Origin of the sequence: Bacteroides salyersiae WAL 10018 = DSM 18765 = JCM 12988 (assembly GCF_000381365.1) — a bacterium.
Lineage (GTDB): Bacteria > Bacteroidota > Bacteroidia > Bacteroidales > Bacteroidaceae > Bacteroides > Bacteroides salyersiae.
Map to the genome: position 1 here is coordinate 52,264 of NZ_KB905470.1, position 16,529 is coordinate 68,792.

A 16,529-nucleotide genomic window follows, 5' to 3' on the forward strand; every position below is an offset into this window, starting at 1 on the left:
CATAATTCAGATGAACTCAATACACGATATAACAGACTACATTATCTTACGAGTAAAATCGGAAGATAGATTTGCGTCTTTAATAAATTTAAAGTTGCAGAAGTTATTGTATTATGTTCAAGCATGGTCTTATGGTATCAATAAAAAACCTATGTTTGACGGCGAGTTTGAAGCATGGATTCATGGTCCGGTAAATCGAGAAATCTACAATCGATTTAATTCTACAAAATATCTCTATTCAGAAATCAATATTGATGATTGCATGAATCACAATGTGAGTTTATCATCAGAAGACGCTGAATTCATTGACTTTATATTGGAGAATTATCTTAAATATAGCGGTGCTGAATTAGAACGATTGTCCCACAATGAGATGCCTTGGATTGAAACACGTGGAGATTTAAATGTAAATGAGCGTTGTGACAAGGTTATTACTCCAGAACTAATGATTGAGTATTATGGGAAAAAATGGGAAACTATTAAATCTTAATTCAGATTCTCCTAAATACGGAAACAAATCATTAGTTACCAAAGAACAAGAAAATGAGTTAAAGAGAAGGAAGATAACTTTTTCCTTCTCTTACTTTAAGCAGATACCTAATTTTCAGATTGGAGAGTGTTCTAAGGGATGGCATATTGGGCTTCTTGAAAGATTAGGTGCTTTGGGTACTATGACACCGCAAGAAGTATTAGAAGAAAATAGAGGTAGTATTGCATTAAGATGTCATCCAATAGATTGGAGTGCTAAAAACATTCCTATTCAACGAAAAGATTTAGATTGGCTACCAAAAGAAATATTGGACAATGAGACAGATTTTCCAATAATGCAATTTTCGATAACAAAAAGTACGGGGCGTATTGTAGGTTATTTTGATCGGGATTCTTCTATATTTCACATAGTATTATTAGATCCTGAACATAATATACAACCGGCAAAGAAAACTAATTATCAAATACAACCAACTACAAAAGGGTTATCTCAATATGATGATTTATTAAATAAGTTGGAACGAATTAAAAGTATCGTATCAGATTGTTCTGATAAAAAGTGCAAATTGCATTCACATATTAGTGTTATAGAAGAATTACATGACAATATTGTTTATATAGGACTTGATAATGACTTCTATAGCACTTATCAAGAAATCTTAAAGAAAATTCCATTGCAAAAAATTTTGGAAAACGGAATCTTAGTAAGTATGGATAATGCTTAAGTTCTAAAAAAATGAAGAAAGGTTTATGGTAAGCCTTTCTTCATTTTTTTATTTACTTCTGCTGCAACAGATATTTCAGGTTATCATCGCCCGCGATGCGCTCCAGTTCCTCCTGCACAATCTGCTTCACCTCTTCCTTGATACGCCGGTAGTTCGCCTGCACCGTTTCTTTCATGCGGTCGTTGCCGTCCTCGTCCGTGAAATCGGTAATGACCGGAATTTTCTTGTAGGCACGTTCCTCCCGCTTCACCTTCTCGGCATCCACCACAATCTCGCAGTGAAAAATTTTCTGTTCGATACGTTCGTTGAAGTTGTCGGACACCGAACCGACAAACATTCCCTGCGTCAGACCGGAAATCTTGCTCGGCGGAATGAGCGCATCCATCTGCGTGTTGATGGAGGTGGAAACATCCTGCCGGTTGATGGAGATAGACTGCCGTTTCTGCAACACCTTACCGAACCGTTCCGATAGTGTCTTTGCCGTTTCACCTACCACCTGCCCGGAGAAAATGTTACCGACCGTATTCATCACCACTTTCGCCTCCTTATCACCGTAGTCGCGCACCAGCTGGCTGAAATCCTGAAATCCCAGACACACGGCAACCTTGTTGCTTCGGGCGGTGGCTATAAGGTTGTCCAACCCCTTGAAGTATATCGTGGGCAGCTCGTCGATGATGACCGATGACTTCAGCATTCCCTTCTTGTTGATGAGTTTCACGATACGGGAGTTATACAATCCGAGAGCCGCCCCGTAGATGTTCTGACGGTCGGGATTGTTGCCCACGCATAGGATTTTCGGCTCTTCGGGATTGTTGATGTCCAGCGTAAACTCGCTGTCCGACATCACCCAATAGAGCTGCGGGGAAATCATCCTCGAAAGCGGGATTTTCGCCGACGCTATCTGCCCCATGAGCTGCTCCGCAGCCCCTCCGAGCCAAGCATCCATGAACGGGGAAAGGTAGTTTTCCAGCTCCGGGTAAGAGGTCAGTATCGGGAAAATATCCTCGTAGCGGCGGTTCAAAAACTCGATGGCATGGGGAAACGTGCAATACTTCCCGTTCTGATAGATTTTGAGATACCAGATAATGCTGGCAAACAAAATGATAGGTGACTCCACGAAGAAGTCGCCCTGCTTTTGCACATCGGGTAAGTCAAGGGCATTGCTGCCCCCTTCTCCCCTAAGAACCGTACGTGAGAGTTTCCCCTCATACGGCTCAAGCAACTCAATATTTCTATTTGTTGTTAGAAATCGGCTCATACTTTCAACATTTTCGTTTATTTCGCTTGTAGCAGTTGTTGTGGACAAGTTGCCGTACAATCGAACCACCAACAGATATTTCGTTGACGTTCCATGCTTTTGTACAGTCTATTTCCTTGCCACATAACGGACAAATCCGGTTCTGCTTGTTCCATAAATATAAGAGAGACTTACGTCCTTTGAGAGATTCCAGCATTTGTTGCTCCTTACGCTGAGAGAAATAATCATCGTATTCCGGGTCAAAAGGATTTGCCTCTCCCTTGACTTGCTTGTACGGAGTATAATGTATATCCGACAATCTTTTAAGGGTCAGGTAGTTCACTTTCATACTTTTCGTTTCATATTTCCACGCAAACGTCCATTTGCGTCCCCGAATTTCATGCCAATACCTGTCTGCGACCCAAGACTTGCGTTTCTTAGGGTGACGACGTAAGGCCCATTTCTTCGTGAGATTATAAATGTGGTAGTCGCAACCATGAAAAGCATCGGTCGATGCACCATATCGGTAATAGTTACCCCATCCTGTGATTACAGGATTGAGCATTCGTATCAGCGATTCCTGCTTACACATCTTATGTCCTTTGACTATGTCACTGATTTTTGCCCTAAAGCGTTTCTGTGCGTCTTTGGACGGAGATGTGTATAGCTTTTTGCCGAACTTCCTTACATTGAAACCCAAGAAATCAAATCCGTCATATATGTTCGTAATAGTAGTTTTCTCTTCGGATAAGGTAAGACCTCTTTCTTTGAGAAATTCTATCACTATTGGTTTGACTTCGTTTTCCAATAGTTCCTTATCTCGGCCTGTGATTATAAAGTCGTCAGCATAGCGAATAAGATTTACCTTGTAATGGAATGTCTTGTTGTTACGCCATAGTCTTTTGAATCTTTTAGCCAAGAGCGGCTGAAGCCCGTCAAGTACCATGTTTGCAAGTGTCGGTGATATGATACCTCCTTGTGGCGTACCCTCTTCTGTCGGGAATAGTTTTCCGTTGAACACAGCTCCACATTTCAACCATTTTCTGAGTATTGTCTTATCCATAGGGATATTCTCAATGAGCCAGTCGTGGCTGATGTGGTCGAAACAGCCTTTTATATCTCCCTCCAAAATCCATTCGGGAGAATGTTGGCGGTTTAAAACCGTATCAATCTGACGGATTGCGTCCATTGTCCTGCGCTTCTTTCGGAAGCCGTAGGAGAAACGGTCGCCTGTCGTTTCGGCTATCGGTTCCAATGCCATGAGATATAAAGCCTGCATCGCCCTGTCTTTCATGGTCGGTATTCCCAACGGTCGGAGTTTACCGTTCTTTTTCTTGATGTGAACCCTACGGAGTGGCTGCGGATTGTAGCCACGGCGTTTCAGTTCACTGATTGCTTTGTACTTGCGCTTGGGAGAGTCCCAAAGCTGTTTATCTACTCCAGACGTTTTCTTCCCTTTGTTGGAAGTAACCCTCTTTACAGCCAATGCCTTGGCGTAAAAAGAGTGAGTGAGCATCCATTGCAAGGCTTTCACCTTGTTATGTCTGCCTTCTTTCTGAGCCTTTACAATACGCGCTTGAAGCTTTCGGACATAGGCTTCGCACTTGGACCAGTTCATACCGTCCCAAGTCAGATTCCTGTTGTCAGCAGGCGCACACGATGTCTTAGTTTCGTTCATTTGCTTTCCTCCTTTTGAAAGTTCTAAAAGTTATCTTGTAAAGAGTTACCATATACGGAAGTCTGCCCACTTTCGTGTCGGATGATGTTATCCACAATCAGCCCGTGATGTCGATTCAATCCGTATCCTCCCCATTACAGGGAGGCGTTCGCTTTCTCCGTTATCTCATACCTGCACCCCTTTCGGCTTGCCTTGCGGTTCGCTTACTCGCGTTGTTACGAGAGAGATACAGGCTTGCCCTGTTCCACGTAATTGACAAAAGGATAGTTTAGGTTCTGTCAAGTCCACCGGCAGTGCCATGTCCGTGTAACCCCAACATGGGCAGGGGTTATCCGACTGCTTACCTTTTGGTGAGAGCTAAAGTATCTTCCGCTCCTTCAAACCTCACGATGGCTAAAGACAGTTCACTTATGTTAACCATGCTATCCAGCCTCGCCACTCGGCAGTATGATACTAACCGCCCTTGACGTTCCCTCACGGTTCAGTCTTGTCCTTTCGGAGAGTGTACTTTGTCCTATAAGCTTGGCACAACCCATCACTGGAGATGCACCTTATAGTAGGCTACCGCTGACGGAACAGCGGGTTAAATCATGCAACTAATATCACTGTTTAACAATCAATTACGCGACTTTACAGGTCACACCCAAGTTTTATTGAGGTTAAGCATTATCGTGTAGGCACTCTCGTAAGCGTCCGTAATATCCTCCATGAAATCCGGGTGTATGGGATTGCAACGGTGTGAGCGTCGCGGGTCGTCGAAATTGATCACATAGAATTTCGGCTTCACCTTGTAGCCCTCCGGGTGGTTCAGCAAATGGTTGTAGGCTATGGTGGACAAGTCACTGAATTTGAAGTCATATACATACATCGAGAAGCCCTTTTCAATCTGTTGCTTGATAAAATTGTTTACCACGGCGTATGACTTGCCGCTGCCCGGCGTACCCAACACGATGGACGCACGGAAGGGATTCACCACATTGATCCAGCCATTGTTCCAACGCTTTTTGTAATAGAAGCGTGTGGGCAGATTGACCGAATACTCGCTTTCGATGAGCCTCGTTTCCTGCATGAAACTCTCATTCTCGTTGTTGAAAACATCCTCCATCAGATTGTGTTTCAACAGGCGGCTCATCCACAGCCCGCCCATCAAAAGACAGACATAGCCCGTGCCGATGGTAAGGATATACAAGCCCGTCACCGCTTCAACCGGCAGCGGCAGAGCCAGTATCCACCAGTTGAGGAAAAACAGCACGAATCCGGCGGCGAGTGCCGTCCATATTCTTCCCCAAGTGATTTTCTCGCCCTTGACCCCTTTCGTACCCAGACAGGACAGGGCAAGCAGCAGGACGGCAAACAGTTTCGTGTACAGAATGGAATGGAACAGCCCCGCCGTGCGGTCGAAGTTCAGAAGGATTTTGTCCACCACACCGATGTTCACGCCCCATAGCCGGATGGCTTCGTAGCAGAACCAGTACACGTTCATGACCACTAAAATGATACTCACGGCACGCAGAAAATCCATGATTTTCGCCAATGCCCTCAAATCGTCTTCTTGTTGTGACATACATTGATTTTTTAATTGTTGATACTCCGATTACAAACCCAAGCCCTTGCGCTTTTTCTTCTTTTTGCGCTTCATCGCCCGGATGAAAGCCTCTTCCTCGGCATCTACCGCCGGACCTTCGGGAGTGAGCAAGCCCATTCCGCCCGATACGTCTTCACGGTCGTATGCGGTCTGTCCGTGTGCCTTGTCCGCAGCATCCATAGGGATGGATAACGGTATCGGCGGTTGTCCGGCGTATGGCAGGGTGAAGTGTTCCTGCAAGGCATTCGCCGAAAGCTCCTTGCCCATGCGCGAACCGTTCAGCACACTCCCCGTGCGGTGGTCGATGAAGGTAGCCCCGTAGATGCGCCCTTCCTCCGTGTAGCGCAGTACGGTGTCGATGCCCTTCTCTTTAAGTTGGGAAACAAACCTATCCTTGTCATAAGTGCCTTGCAGCACGGAAAGAACGGTACGTTTCGTCATGTCTGCCAGTTTCCTGTCCTTAATCTCCGATCTGGAACGTACAAACTTCTTCTGCATGGCTTCATAGCCTGCGGACTTCCCGAAGAGCGAGGACTTGAACGGGTTGCCCACCTTGTTGCCCCTGCCGTCCGTGACGGAATAGACCAGCCCGTGATATTCCCGTCCGCGCACGTTACCCCTCGCTTCCTCCACCGTCAGGTTATAGATGGAAAGGAGCGCACGGTATTCGCCCATCGTCTGGAAACGGTACTGCCCGTTCAGAGCTTTCACGGTGCCAGCCACCTGCTTCTTCACATCGCCTGCTGATGCGTCCACCTTGCGCAACGGGTTATCCAATCTCTGATTTTTACGTTCTGCCGGATGCAATCCGTACTTCTGTTCCAGTTCCCTGCGAATACGGTCGCTGCGGCGGTAGAGAAAATCCCGGTTGAGCCTTTTCCCGTTTTCGTCCACGTTGACCGTTACGATGTGCAGGTGGTGGCGGTCTATGTCCTCGTGCTTGAAAACAAGATAAGGCTGGTTTCCGAAACCGAGTTTTTCCAGATACTCGCGGGCGATATTCTGCAACTCAATATCGGTCAGCACATCCTCTGGGTGCGGGTTGAGCGAGATATGCACCACCGGCTTCTCGACCTTCATCTGCGGTGGCAGGAAGGTGTGGAAACCCTCCATCGCCTTGCTTATGTCCACCGTTCCCGAACCGTCATTGTAGATGCGGTTGGTGGTGAGAAGCCGCCCCTGCGCCTCGTTAATCTTCTCCCCGTTGTAGGCAATCGCGCCGTACAACGAGTCTCCTACACTGATTTTTGCGACCATTTTGCTTCCATTTCTCTCGACAATTCCACAATCTGACGGCTCAGTTTCACGAGTTCGACGGTGCGTTGCTCCAGCTTGTAGAGCAACGCCATCGCTTTTTTCTCGGAAAAATGCAGCCTCAATTCCTTCACGACTTGGTTGTAATTCGTCCCCACGGCGCGGAACTGCGCATGAAAATCCGATAGCTTGGTGTAGTAGTCCACCAGCGTCTTGTCCACCTTCAGCACCTTGAACGGTTGCCCGAAGAAGTGCGCTTTGAGGAAAACCGACCTTGCATAGACACCCGATTTTCCAAACATGGCGAGGAAACGGTTGTGTTCCTCTTCGTTGAAACGGACGGTGTAGCGGTACACCGCCGGATCGAGTTTGGGATTTCTCCCTGCTTTGCTTTTCCTTTTCTCTTTCATATCACTTTGGATTTAGCGGATTGACGGCATAAGCCGCCGCTTCTGTTCACGGCACCGCAGTTCTGAAAGGCTTTCCGACTTCGGAGGGAAAGCCCGTCCCCTGCAAGGGCAAGTGCTTTTCGTGGCTGCTCAAAATATTTTGAGCGGCTGAAAAGACATCTTGCTATGTTCAGGTGAACATAAAAATCCGTCAGGGGACGGATTGGGAAGATACCTTTCAGGACTCCGGCTGCGCCACCATCGGCGAACCCTGCTGTCCGGGGGCAAAGTTACGCCCTTAAAGCGGTATCGGACAGATGCTTGACCCGGTCAATGACTGCCAACCGGCGCAACGTGCTGCCACTTGCTTGGGAAGTGATACAAGTTTCAAAATATCATTGTTTATTTGCAGCATGATTCGGATGAAGGACTGAAAGCACACCCCTTCAATCGGATGTTCGGACAGCAATCCGGGCATCTGTCCAAACGGTCGGAAGCGGGTGTGAACGGACAACCGGATTTCCATTCCCGTATTCATGCGTATGAACCAAGGCTTGGACGGGTGGATATGCAATCGGATGTCCGCAGGCTTGGACGGATTGGTGAACAGGTAAATGAACGGACGGTAAAGCGTGCGTGCGTATGAATGGCAATACGCTGCCGTGACCGGACAGATGTGTAACTTAATAAATTATCAAACAAATGAAAGAGACAACTTATGTGGCAATCTCCACGCAGAAAGGAGGGGCCGGAAAGACAACCCTGACAGTGCTTGTGGCAAGCTACCTGCACTATGTGAAAGGCTACAACGTGGCCGTGGTGGACTGCGACTTTCCGCAGTACAGTATTCATGACATGCGCAAGCGTGACCTGAAAGCCGTCATGGAGGACGGGCATTACAAAGTGATGGCGTATGAGCAGCTCAAGCGGCTGAAGAAAAACCCGTACACAATCAGATGCAGCCGCGCGGAGGATGCGATAAGAACCGCCGAAAATCTGACGGAGGCACAGCCCGACCTTGATTTCGTGTTCTTCGACCTGCCGGGTACTATCAACAATGCCGATGTGGTACAGACTATCGCCAAGATGGACTACATCTTCACACCCATCATCGCAGACAGGGTGGTGATGGAAAGTTCCATCAAGTTCGCCACAGTCATTAACGAACAGATGATAAGCACGGGAAAATCCGGCATCAAAGGAATCTACCTTGTGTGGAACATGGTGGACGGACGCGAGAAGACGGAACTATACAAGGCATACGACAAGGTATGCGCCGAGTTCGCCCTGCCTATCCTCGAAACATTCCTGCCGGACAGCAAGCGTTTCCGCAAGGAAACAGCGGCGGAGCGCAAGGCGGTGTTCCGTTCCACGGCGTTCCCTGCGGACAAGACACTGGTACGCGGCAGCAACCTTGACCGCCTTGTGGATGAAATTCTCGGTATCATCAAAAATTGAGTGTCATGGCAAAGAAAGCAAGAATCGAGGACATCGACAGTGATGCCATAATCAACTCGTTCCGTATGGACGATGCAAGCATACCGCCGGAAGCAAGAAGCACGGACGGCAATGTATCGGATCTACCACCGAAGGAAGAACCGCAGTCGGCCGGACCCCAACCTGCATCACGTCCCAAAGAAGAAACGGAACGCAGGCGCAGGAACGGCAAGCCGGAGAAGACGGATTACGATTCCATGTTCGTGCGGGAGTCCAATGTCACGGCAAGGCTCGGAAAACAGGTGTACATCCGAAAGGAGTACCACGACCGCATACTGAAAATGCTACATATCATCGGAGGTAACGAGGTGACTATCGCCGGTTTTCTTGACAACGTGCTGACCTACCATTTCACACAGTTTCAAGACGAGATAGCGGAATCCTTCAAGCGACACATGGAGTCATACAATTTATAAACATTTTAATCAATAACAACATGAGAAGAAAGATGAATGACAGTCAGGCGGACAGCCTGCAAACAAGAAAGAGTGAGAGAAACGTTGCCCGTGCAGCGAAGTGTGCAACCGACAAAGGTCTGGGAAAGACCTGTGATGTTCCCGGAAAGGGAAAGGGCAGCAAGCCTATTGCGGCTTTCCTGCAATCGTCGGAAATCAAAACACGACAGTGCATATACATCTCCCGTGAAGTCCATGAGAAAGTCGCTATTGTCGCCAACCGATTGGGAAACGGATTGAGCATCGGCAAGTTCGTGGACAATGTTCTCCGTGACCATTTCAGACAATACGGTGAGAAGTACATGGAACAGATTGAAAACGCCAAAAAAGTGAGATTATGACAAAAGTATTCTTGATTGTATCGGTTGCCTGCAACGTCTGGTTCCTGCTCATGTTATTGTCTGACAGAATAACGGAAACAAAATTCGTCCGGTTCCTCAAAGGGGCTGCCGGATTATGGCGGTCGTTGGGAACGAAGAGTGAAAAGCAAGATACCTTGCATAGTGAAGCCTCGGATGAAGATGCGGACATCATCGGTAAGAGCCGTTTCAGGATGGCTCCAACTCGGACAACCGCTGCCATATCGACGCAAGAAGCAGCCATTTCGGAAAAAGGCATTGAGCTGTCGGAAGAAGAGGCTACTTTTGACGACGGAAACACGGAAACCGCATCGCGCCCGACACAAGTCCCGGAGGATAAACTCGATGAAACCTTCACGAGCATATCGCCGGAGGAACTGGAATACGGAGAGGATGAGCCGGAGGATGATGAACCGGGCAAGGGACAGGCTTCGGGAAGTGCATTCGAGGACATCGACATGGCAGTACGAACAATAAAGAAGGACTCACCGTCCGAAGCGGAGATGCGACACGCTGGAAAAGTCATGACGGAGCTTGACGGGACGGAGCTTTACTCCAGAATAACGGAACGCTTGACCGACGAAGCAATGAGCGAGAGGCTTGCCAAAGCAATGGCAGTCTTTGTGGACACGGTAAACACTACCGTGGCACAAGCAAAAAGCAAAGTGTTCGTCGTGCCTGACAACATCGAGGAGTTCGACATCCGCAACTATGTATGACAACTGAAAAAGGAAAGAACATGAAGGAATGACAATCAACCCACGCGGCGAGGAAGCGCAAGGCGCATCCGGTACGCAACGGACACACCCAAGTCCGTGGAAACAAAAGGGCGACCACTAAACCAAAGTAAAGTAAAAAAGTATCAACCGCCCGACAAAGGACCATCCACCCTTTCGACGGCAAAAAACAAGGACAGTTTATGAACAAGAACATCGTAAGAAACAGAAAAACAATCCTCTCTGCGGCACTCATCATCGCCGCAACCGCCTCCGCCTTCGCGCAGGGAAACGGCATCGCGGGCATCAACGAAGCCACCTCTATGGTGAGTTCCTATTTCGACCCCGGCACGAAACTGATATACGCCATCGGCGCGGTCGTCGGGCTTATCGGGGGCGTGAAAGTGTACGGGAAATTTTCATCGGGCGACCCCGACACCTCAAAAACAGCCGCAAGCTGGTTCGGCGCGTGCATCTTCCTGATTGTAGCCGCCACCATCCTGCGCTCATTCTTCCTCTAATATAATAATGTATGGCTGAATACCCGGTAAACAAGGGTATCGGTCGTCCGGTAGAGTTCAAGGGCTTGAAGGCTCAGTACCTCTTCATCTTCTGCGGAGGTCTGCTGGCTCTCTTCGTCCTGTTCGTCATCCTCTACATGGTCGGCATCGACCAGTGGATATGTATCGGCTTCGGCGCGGCATCGTCCTCCCTCCTTGTATGGCAGACCTTCGCGCTGAACGCCCGGTACGGCGAACACGGGCTGATGAAAATGGGAGCGGCACGGAGCCACCCCCGATACCTGATTAACCGGCGGCGGATACCCCGTCTGTTCAAACGACAACGAAAGGAAGAAAGACAATGAGGAATACATCGAAAATGACAACACTGGAAAACAAGTTCCCGCTTTTAGCGGTGGAGCATGGCTGCATCATCTCAAAGGACGCCGACATCACGGTGGCTTTCGAGGTGGAGCTGCCGGAACTTTACACCGTGACGGGCGCGGAGTACGAGGCGATACACGGCTGCTGGTGCAAGGCAATCAAGGTGCTGCCGGACTACTCCGTCGTCCACAAACAGGACTGGTTCATCAAGGAACGCTACAAGCCGGAACTTCAGAAGGACGACATGAGTTTCCTCTCACGCAGCTTCGAGCGACACTTCAACGAGCGTCCGTACCTGAAACACACCTGCTATCTCTACCTGACCAAGACGACAAAGGAGCGTAACCGGATGCAGAGCAACTTCAGCACGCTGTGCCGGGGACATATCATCCCGAAGGAGCTGGACAAGGAAACCACGACCAAGTTCTTGGAAGCCTGCGAACAGTTCGAGCGCATCATGAACGACAGCGGGCTTGTCAGGCTGCGCCGCCTATCCACCGATGAGATTGTGGGTACTGAGGGAAAAACGGGATTGATTGAACGCTACTTCTCGCTCATGCCGGAGGGGAATACCACCTTACAAGATATTGAGCTTTCGGCAAGGGAGATGCGCATCGGCGACAACCGACTGTGCCTGCACACCCTCTCCGACGCGGAAGACCTGCCGGGCAAGGTGGCAACCGACACCCGTTACGAGAAGCTCTCCACCGACCGGAGCGACTGCCGCCTCTCCTTCGCCTCCCCCGTGGGGTTGCTGCTCTCCTGCAACCATATCTACAACCAGTATGTGCTGATAGACAACAGCGAGGAAGCCTTGCAGAAGTTCGAGAAATCCGCCCGCAACATGCAGTCGCTCTCACGGTATAGCCGGAGCAACAGTATCAACCGCGAGTGGATAGACCAATACCTGAACGAAGCCCATTCCTACGGGCTGACCTCGGTACGGGCGCATTTCAACGTCATGGCGTGGAGCGACGACGCGGAGGAGCTGAAGCATATAAGGAACGATGTGGGCAGCCAGCTGGCAAGCATGGAGTGCGTGCCGCGCCACAACACCATCGACTGCCCGACGCTCTACTGGGCGGCGATACCCGGCAACGCGGCGGACTTTCCGGCGGAAGAGAGTTTCCATACCTTCATCGAGCAGGCGGTGTGCCTGTTCACGGAGGAAACCAATTACCGCTCTTCGCTCTCGCCCTTCGGCATCAAGATGGTGGACAGGCTCACGGGAAAACCGCTGCACCTCGACATCAGCGACCTGCCCATGAAGCGGGGCATCACCACGAACCGCAACAAGTTCGTGCTGGGTCCTTCGGGCAGCGGCAAGTCGTTCTTCATGAACCACCTCGTGAGGCAATACTACGAACAAGGTACGCACGTCGTGCTGGTGGACACGGGAAACTCTTATCAGGGCTTGTGCGGCATGATCCGGCGCAAGACAGGCGGAGCGGACGGCGTGTACTTCACCTACACGGAGGAAAAGCCCATATCGTTCAACCCGTTCTACACCGATGATTATGTCTTCGACGTGGAGAAGAAGGACAGCATCAAGACCCTGCTGCTGACGCTCTGGAAGTCGGAGGACGACAAGGTGACGAAGACGGAGAGCGGCGAACTGGGCAGTGCCGTGAGTGCCTACATCGAGCGCATCAAGGCAGACCGGAGCATCGTGCCGTCTTTCAACACCTTCTACGAGTATATGCGCGACGACTACCGCAAGGAGCTGGCTGAACGTGACATCAAGGTGGAGAAGTCCGACTTCAACATCGACAACATGCTCACCACCATGCGGCAGTATTACCGGGGCGGGCGTTACGACTTCCTGCTCAACTCCACGGAGAACATCGACCTGCTCAACAAGCGGTTCATTGTCTTCGAAATTGACAGCATAAAGGAAAACCGCGAGCTTTTTCCGGTCGTGACGATCATCATCATGGAAGCCTTCATCAACAAGATGCGACGGCTGAAAGGGGTGCGGAAACAGCTTATCGTGGAAGAGGCTTGGAAGGCTCTTTCTTCGGCGAACATGGCTGAATACCTGCGCTATATGTACAAGACGGTCAGAAAATATTACGGCGAGGCAATCGTGGTAACGCAGGAGGTGGACGACATCATTTCCTCTCCCGTGGTCAAGGAGAGCATCATCAACAACTCCGACTGCAAGATACTTCTCGACCAGCGCAAGTATATGAACAAGTTTGACCAGATACAGGCGTTGCTCGGACTGACGGAAAAGGAGAAGGGGCAGATACTCTCCATCAACATGGCGAACAACCCTTCACGGCTCTACAAGGAGGTGTGGATAGGCTTGGGCGGCACGCAGTCGGCGGTCTATGCTACGGAGGTCAGTGCCGAAGAGTATCTGGCGTACACCACCGAGGAAACGGAGAAAGTGGAGGTTTACCGTCTGGCGGAGAAGCTGGGCGGCGACATCGAAGCCGCCATCCGGCAACTTGCCGAAAAGCGGAGAAACAAGGAAACAACCAACAATTAAAAATGAATTTATCAACGAAAAAAGAAAAATGCGTATGAATTTACCAAAAGTGAAAATGCTGCAAGTCAGCAAGTGCCTGATCGGATTGGCGGTCATGATGCTGCAATCCTGCGACGTGGCCGACAACCTCCGTGATATGCTGTGCGGGAACTGGGAGAGCGTGGAGGGGAAGCCCGACGTGCTTATCTACAAGGAGGGCGAAGCCTACAAGGTGACGGTGTTCCGCCGGAGCGGTCTGCGCCGCAAACTCAAGCCGGAAACCTATCTCTTGCAGGAGGAGAACGGCAACCTGTTCATGAACACCGGCTTCCGCATCGACGTGTCCTACAACGAGGCAACGGACGTGCTGACCTTCTCGCCAAACGGTGACTATGTGCGGGTGAAGCCGCAGCCGGAGAACCAGACAGAAGAATAACAACCGCTAAAATCCAAAGTAAACATGAGAACAAGAATAACAATGATTGTCTGCCTGTGCCTGCTTCTCGCGGGCCGGGCAAGCGCACAGTGGGCGGTGATAGACCCGTCCAACATCGCCCAGAGCATCGTGAACACCTCCAAGAACGTGGTGCATACCTCGACCACCGCCCAGAACATGGTGAAGAATTTTCAGGAAACCGTGAAAATCTACGAGCAGGGAAAGAAGTATTACGACGCGCTGAAATCAGTGAACAACCTTGTCCGGGATGCCCGCAAGGTGCAACAGACCATCCTGATGGTGGGCGACATCACCGACATCTATGTGACCAACTTCCAGCGGATGATGCGTGACGACAACTTCACCGTGGAGGAACTGGGAGCCATCGCCTTCGGCTACACGAAGCTGCTGGAAGAGAGCAATGATGTACTGACCGAACTGAAAAACGTGGTGAACATCACCACGCTCTCCATGACCGACAAGGAGCGCATGGACGTGGTGGAACGCTGCCATTCCAAAATGAAGCGTTACCGCAACCTCGTGAGCTACTACACCAACAAGAACATATCGGTGTCCTATCTCCGCGCTAAAAAGAAGAACGACCTCGACCGCATCATGGGGCTGTACGGGAACATGAACGAAAGATACTGGTAAGACTATGGAGTTCGACAACCTTCACCAGATTCTGCGCTCGCTCTACGAGCAGATGATGCCGCTGTGCGAGGACATGGCGGGCGTGGCGAAAGGCATCGCCGGGCTGGGCGCGCTGTTCTACGTCGCCTACAGGGTATGGCAGTCGCTGGCGAGAGCCGAACCGATAGACGTGTTCCCGATGCTCCGCCCCTTCGCCATCGGTCTTTGCATCATGTTCTTCCCCACGGTTGTGCTGGGTACGATAAACAGCATCCTTTCGCCCGTCGTGCAAGGCACGGCGAAGATGCTGGAGGCGGAAACGCTCGACATGAACACCTACCGCCAGCAGAAGGACAAGTTGGAATACGAGGCGATGATGCGCAACCCCGAAACCGCCTACCTCGTGTCCAACGAGGAGTTTGACAAACAGCTGGAGGAACTCGGCTGGTCGCCCTCCGACATGGTGACGATGGCGGGGATGTATATCGACCGGGGAATGTACAACATGAAAAAGAGCATCCGCGACTTCTTCCGCGAGATACTGGAACTGCTGTTCCAAGCCGCCGCCCTCGTGATAGACACCGTCCGCACCTTCTTCCTCGTGGTGCTGGCGATACTCGGTCCGATAGCCTTCGCCATATCGGTGTGGGACGGTTTCCAAAGCACGCTCACGCAGTGGATATGCCGCTACATACAGGTCTATCTGTGGCTGCCGGTGTCGGACATGTTCAGCACCATACTGGCTAAGATACAGGTGCTGATGCTGCAAAGCGACATCGAGCGGATGCAGGCAGACCCGAACTTCTCGCTGGATTCGAGCGACGGGGTGTACATCGTGTTCCTCTGCATCGGCATCATCGGTTACTTCACCATCCCCACCGTGGCGGGCTGGATCATCCAAGCCGGGGGCATGGGCGGCTACAACCGTAACATGAACCAGATGGCTGGACGTGCCGGAGGCATGGCGGGCGGAGTTGCGGGAGCTACCGCAGGGAACGCCGTCGGACGCATCGGCAAGCTGCTGAAATAATCAATGTGCAATTATAAACGGAAAAAGTAAAAATGGAATTCAAGTCACTCAGAAACATCGAATCGTCGTTCAGGCAGATACGCCTGTTCGGTATCGTCTTCCTCTCGCTGTGCGCCGTGGTGACGGTGTGGAGCGTGTGGAACTCCTACCGCTTCGCCGAGAAGCAACGGGAGAAGATCTATGTGCTGGACAACGGCAAGAGCCTGATGCTCGCCTTGTCACAGGACCTGTCGCAGAACCGCCCGGCGGAGGCACGGGAGCATGTGCGCCGCTTCCACGAGCTGTTCTTCACGCTCTCACCTGAAAAAAGCGCGATTGAACACAACGTGAAACGTGCCTTGCTGCTGGCGGACAAGAGCGTGTACCACTATTATTCGGACTTCGCCGAGAAGGGGTACTACAACCGCATCATCGCCGGGAACATCAACCAAGTGCTGAAGGTGGACAGCGTGGTGTGCGACTTCAACGCCTATCCCTACCGCGCCGTGACCTACGCCACGCAGAAAATCATCCGGCAGAGCAACGTCACCGAGCGCAGCCTCGTGACCACCTGCCGCCTGCTGAACGCATCACGGTCGGACGATAACCCAAACGGTTTCACCATCGAGGGTTTCACCATCATCGAGAACAAGGATTTACAGACAATCAAACGGTAACGGATTATGAAACGGAAAGTAAAAAGTATCAGA

At 50.6% G+C, this 16,529-nt stretch carries 17 protein-coding genes and 2 pseudogenes; 14 read left to right on the forward strand and 5 right to left on the reverse strand.

Annotation, left to right across the window (positions count from 1 at the left end; translation table 11 throughout):
* Nucleotides 1–10: 10 nt before the first annotated feature.
* Nucleotides 11–490, forward strand: a complete 480-nt coding sequence (locus tag HMPREF1532_RS20150; protein WP_004293873.1) for a Panacea domain-containing protein — start codon at nucleotides 11–13, stop codon at nucleotides 488–490.
* Nucleotides 459–1,214 (forward strand): hypothetical protein, encoded by a 756-nt coding sequence (locus HMPREF1532_RS20155; protein WP_004293874.1) that lies wholly within the window; start codon nucleotides 459–461, stop codon nucleotides 1,212–1,214. The genes HMPREF1532_RS20150 and HMPREF1532_RS20155 overlap by 32 nt, the downstream gene beginning before the upstream one ends.
* A gap of 52 nt (nucleotides 1,215–1,266) precedes the next feature.
* Here HMPREF1532_RS20155 and HMPREF1532_RS20160 read toward each other — a convergent pair.
* From HMPREF1532_RS20160 to mobA, 5 genes and pseudogenes are all read right to left on the reverse strand, one after another.
* Nucleotides 1,267–2,355 (reverse strand): annotated as a pseudogene (locus HMPREF1532_RS20160) (TraM recognition domain-containing protein); the annotation flags it as partial.
* 121 nt (nucleotides 2,356–2,476) lie between these two features.
* Nucleotides 2,477–4,129: a group II intron reverse transcriptase/maturase gene (gene ltrA, locus HMPREF1532_RS20165; RefSeq protein ID WP_005647985.1), complete on the reverse strand. Its 1,653-nt coding sequence runs from the start codon at nucleotides 4,127–4,129 to the stop codon at nucleotides 2,477–2,479.
* A 640-nt stretch (nucleotides 4,130–4,769) separates the two neighbouring features.
* Nucleotides 4,770–5,693: pseudogene (locus HMPREF1532_RS20170) on the reverse strand (YWFCY domain-containing protein); the annotation flags it as partial.
* A gap of 30 nt (nucleotides 5,694–5,723) precedes the next feature.
* Complete coding sequence (gene mobB / locus HMPREF1532_RS20175) at nucleotides 5,724–6,971, reverse strand: conjugal transfer protein MobB (protein ID WP_005790811.1); 1,248 nt, start codon at nucleotides 6,969–6,971, stop codon at nucleotides 5,724–5,726.
* Nucleotides 6,950–7,378: a conjugal transfer protein MobA gene (gene mobA / locus HMPREF1532_RS20180; protein ID WP_005790810.1), complete on the reverse strand. Its 429-nt coding sequence runs from the start codon at nucleotides 7,376–7,378 to the stop codon at nucleotides 6,950–6,952. The genes mobB and mobA overlap by 22 nt, the downstream gene beginning before the upstream one ends.
* A gap of 385 nt (nucleotides 7,379–7,763) precedes the next feature.
* Between mobA and HMPREF1532_RS20185 the strand changes: the two genes are divergently transcribed.
* The 12 genes from HMPREF1532_RS20185 to traK all read left to right on the forward strand — a co-directional run bounded on the left by HMPREF1532_RS20185 (nucleotide 7,764) and on the right by traK (nucleotide 16,496).
* Nucleotides 7,764–8,003, forward strand: coding sequence for a hypothetical protein (locus HMPREF1532_RS20185; RefSeq protein WP_025819417.1), 240 nt, complete (start codon nucleotides 7,764–7,766; stop codon nucleotides 8,001–8,003).
* 56 nt (nucleotides 8,004–8,059) lie between these two features.
* Nucleotides 8,060–8,815, forward strand: a complete 756-nt coding sequence (locus HMPREF1532_RS20190) for a ParA family protein (protein WP_005790809.1) — start codon at nucleotides 8,060–8,062, stop codon at nucleotides 8,813–8,815.
* 5 nt (nucleotides 8,816–8,820) lie between these two features.
* Nucleotides 8,821–9,270 carry a DUF3408 domain-containing protein gene (locus tag HMPREF1532_RS20195; RefSeq protein ID WP_005790808.1) on the forward strand — a complete coding sequence of 150 codons (450 nt, stop codon included), beginning with the start codon at nucleotides 8,821–8,823 and terminating at the stop codon, nucleotides 9,268–9,270.
* Nucleotides 9,271–9,290: 20 nt separating this feature from the next.
* Nucleotides 9,291–9,650, forward strand: a complete 360-nt coding sequence (locus HMPREF1532_RS20200; protein WP_005790806.1) for a DUF3408 domain-containing protein — start codon at nucleotides 9,291–9,293, stop codon at nucleotides 9,648–9,650.
* Entirely contained in the window at nucleotides 9,647–10,387 is a 741-nt protein-coding gene (locus HMPREF1532_RS20205; protein ID WP_005790803.1) for a hypothetical protein, read from the forward strand. The genes HMPREF1532_RS20200 and HMPREF1532_RS20205 overlap by 4 nt, the downstream gene beginning before the upstream one ends.
* 200 nt (nucleotides 10,388–10,587) lie before the next feature.
* Nucleotides 10,588–10,905 (forward strand): DUF4134 domain-containing protein, encoded by a 318-nt coding sequence (locus tag HMPREF1532_RS20210; protein ID WP_005790801.1) that lies wholly within the window; start codon nucleotides 10,588–10,590, stop codon nucleotides 10,903–10,905.
* 11 nt (nucleotides 10,906–10,916) lie between these two features.
* The gene (locus HMPREF1532_RS21150) at nucleotides 10,917–11,249 is read left to right on the forward strand and encodes a DUF4133 domain-containing protein (RefSeq protein ID WP_005790799.1); all 333 of its coding nucleotides are present in this window, start codon (nucleotides 10,917–10,919) and stop codon (nucleotides 11,247–11,249) included.
* Nucleotides 11,246–13,762: a TraG family conjugative transposon ATPase gene (locus HMPREF1532_RS20220; RefSeq protein WP_005790798.1), complete on the forward strand. Its 2,517-nt coding sequence runs from the start codon at nucleotides 11,246–11,248 to the stop codon at nucleotides 13,760–13,762. Before HMPREF1532_RS21150 ends, HMPREF1532_RS20220 begins: the two co-directional genes overlap by 4 nt.
* A gap of 34 nt (nucleotides 13,763–13,796) precedes the next feature.
* Nucleotides 13,797–14,177 (forward strand): DUF3876 domain-containing protein, encoded by a 381-nt coding sequence (locus HMPREF1532_RS20225; RefSeq protein ID WP_005790796.1) that lies wholly within the window; start codon nucleotides 13,797–13,799, stop codon nucleotides 14,175–14,177.
* A 24-nt stretch (nucleotides 14,178–14,201) separates the two neighbouring features.
* The gene (locus HMPREF1532_RS20230; protein WP_005790794.1) at nucleotides 14,202–14,831 is read left to right on the forward strand and encodes a DUF4141 domain-containing protein; all 630 of its coding nucleotides are present in this window, start codon (nucleotides 14,202–14,204) and stop codon (nucleotides 14,829–14,831) included.
* Between the two features lie 4 nt (nucleotides 14,832–14,835).
* A complete protein-coding gene (gene traJ / locus HMPREF1532_RS20235; RefSeq protein ID WP_005790792.1) occupies nucleotides 14,836–15,840 on the forward strand; it encodes a conjugative transposon protein TraJ in 1,005 nt (334 codons plus the stop codon).
* A gap of 32 nt (nucleotides 15,841–15,872) precedes the next feature.
* Nucleotides 15,873–16,496 (forward strand): conjugative transposon protein TraK, encoded by a 624-nt coding sequence (gene traK, locus HMPREF1532_RS20240; protein WP_004293887.1) that lies wholly within the window; start codon nucleotides 15,873–15,875, stop codon nucleotides 16,494–16,496.
* Nucleotides 16,497–16,529 lie beyond the last annotated feature (33 nt).

Excerpts from the sequence above, each read along its gene's own strand:
- HMPREF1532_RS20150 (WP_004293873.1), top strand. The coding sequence starts at position 11 with ATGAACTCAATACACGATATAACAGACTACATTATCTTACGAGTAAAA.
- traJ (WP_005790792.1), top strand. The coding sequence starts at position 14,836 with ATGGAGTTCGACAACCTTCACCAGATTCTGCGCTCGCTCTACGAGCAG.
- HMPREF1532_RS20155 (WP_004293874.1), top strand. The coding sequence starts at position 459 with ATGGGAAAAAATGGGAAACTATTAAATCTTAATTCAGATTCTCCTAAA.
- HMPREF1532_RS20210 (WP_005790801.1), top strand. The coding sequence starts at position 10,588 with ATGAACAAGAACATCGTAAGAAACAGAAAAACAATCCTCTCTGCGGCA.
- HMPREF1532_RS20225 (WP_005790796.1), top strand. The coding sequence starts at position 13,797 with ATGAATTTACCAAAAGTGAAAATGCTGCAAGTCAGCAAGTGCCTGATC.
- HMPREF1532_RS20200 (WP_005790806.1), top strand. The coding sequence starts at position 9,291 with ATGAGAAGAAAGATGAATGACAGTCAGGCGGACAGCCTGCAAACAAGA.
- mobB (WP_005790811.1), bottom strand. The coding sequence starts at position 6,971 with ATGGTCGCAAAAATCAGTGTAGGAGACTCGTTGTACGGCGCGATTGCC.
- traK (WP_004293887.1), top strand. The coding sequence starts at position 15,873 with ATGGAATTCAAGTCACTCAGAAACATCGAATCGTCGTTCAGGCAGATA.
- HMPREF1532_RS20220 (WP_005790798.1), top strand. The coding sequence starts at position 11,246 with ATGAGGAATACATCGAAAATGACAACACTGGAAAACAAGTTCCCGCTT.
- HMPREF1532_RS21150 (WP_005790799.1), top strand. The coding sequence starts at position 10,917 with ATGGCTGAATACCCGGTAAACAAGGGTATCGGTCGTCCGGTAGAGTTC.
- ltrA (WP_005647985.1), bottom strand. The coding sequence starts at position 4,129 with ATGAACGAAACTAAGACATCGTGTGCGCCTGCTGACAACAGGAATCTG.
- HMPREF1532_RS20230 (WP_005790794.1), top strand. The coding sequence starts at position 14,202 with ATGAGAACAAGAATAACAATGATTGTCTGCCTGTGCCTGCTTCTCGCG.
- HMPREF1532_RS20205 (WP_005790803.1), top strand. The coding sequence starts at position 9,647 with ATGACAAAAGTATTCTTGATTGTATCGGTTGCCTGCAACGTCTGGTTC.
- HMPREF1532_RS20195 (WP_005790808.1), top strand. The coding sequence starts at position 8,821 with ATGGCAAAGAAAGCAAGAATCGAGGACATCGACAGTGATGCCATAATC.
- HMPREF1532_RS20190 (WP_005790809.1), top strand. The coding sequence starts at position 8,060 with ATGAAAGAGACAACTTATGTGGCAATCTCCACGCAGAAAGGAGGGGCC.
- mobA (WP_005790810.1), bottom strand. The coding sequence starts at position 7,378 with ATGAAAGAGAAAAGGAAAAGCAAAGCAGGGAGAAATCCCAAACTCGAT.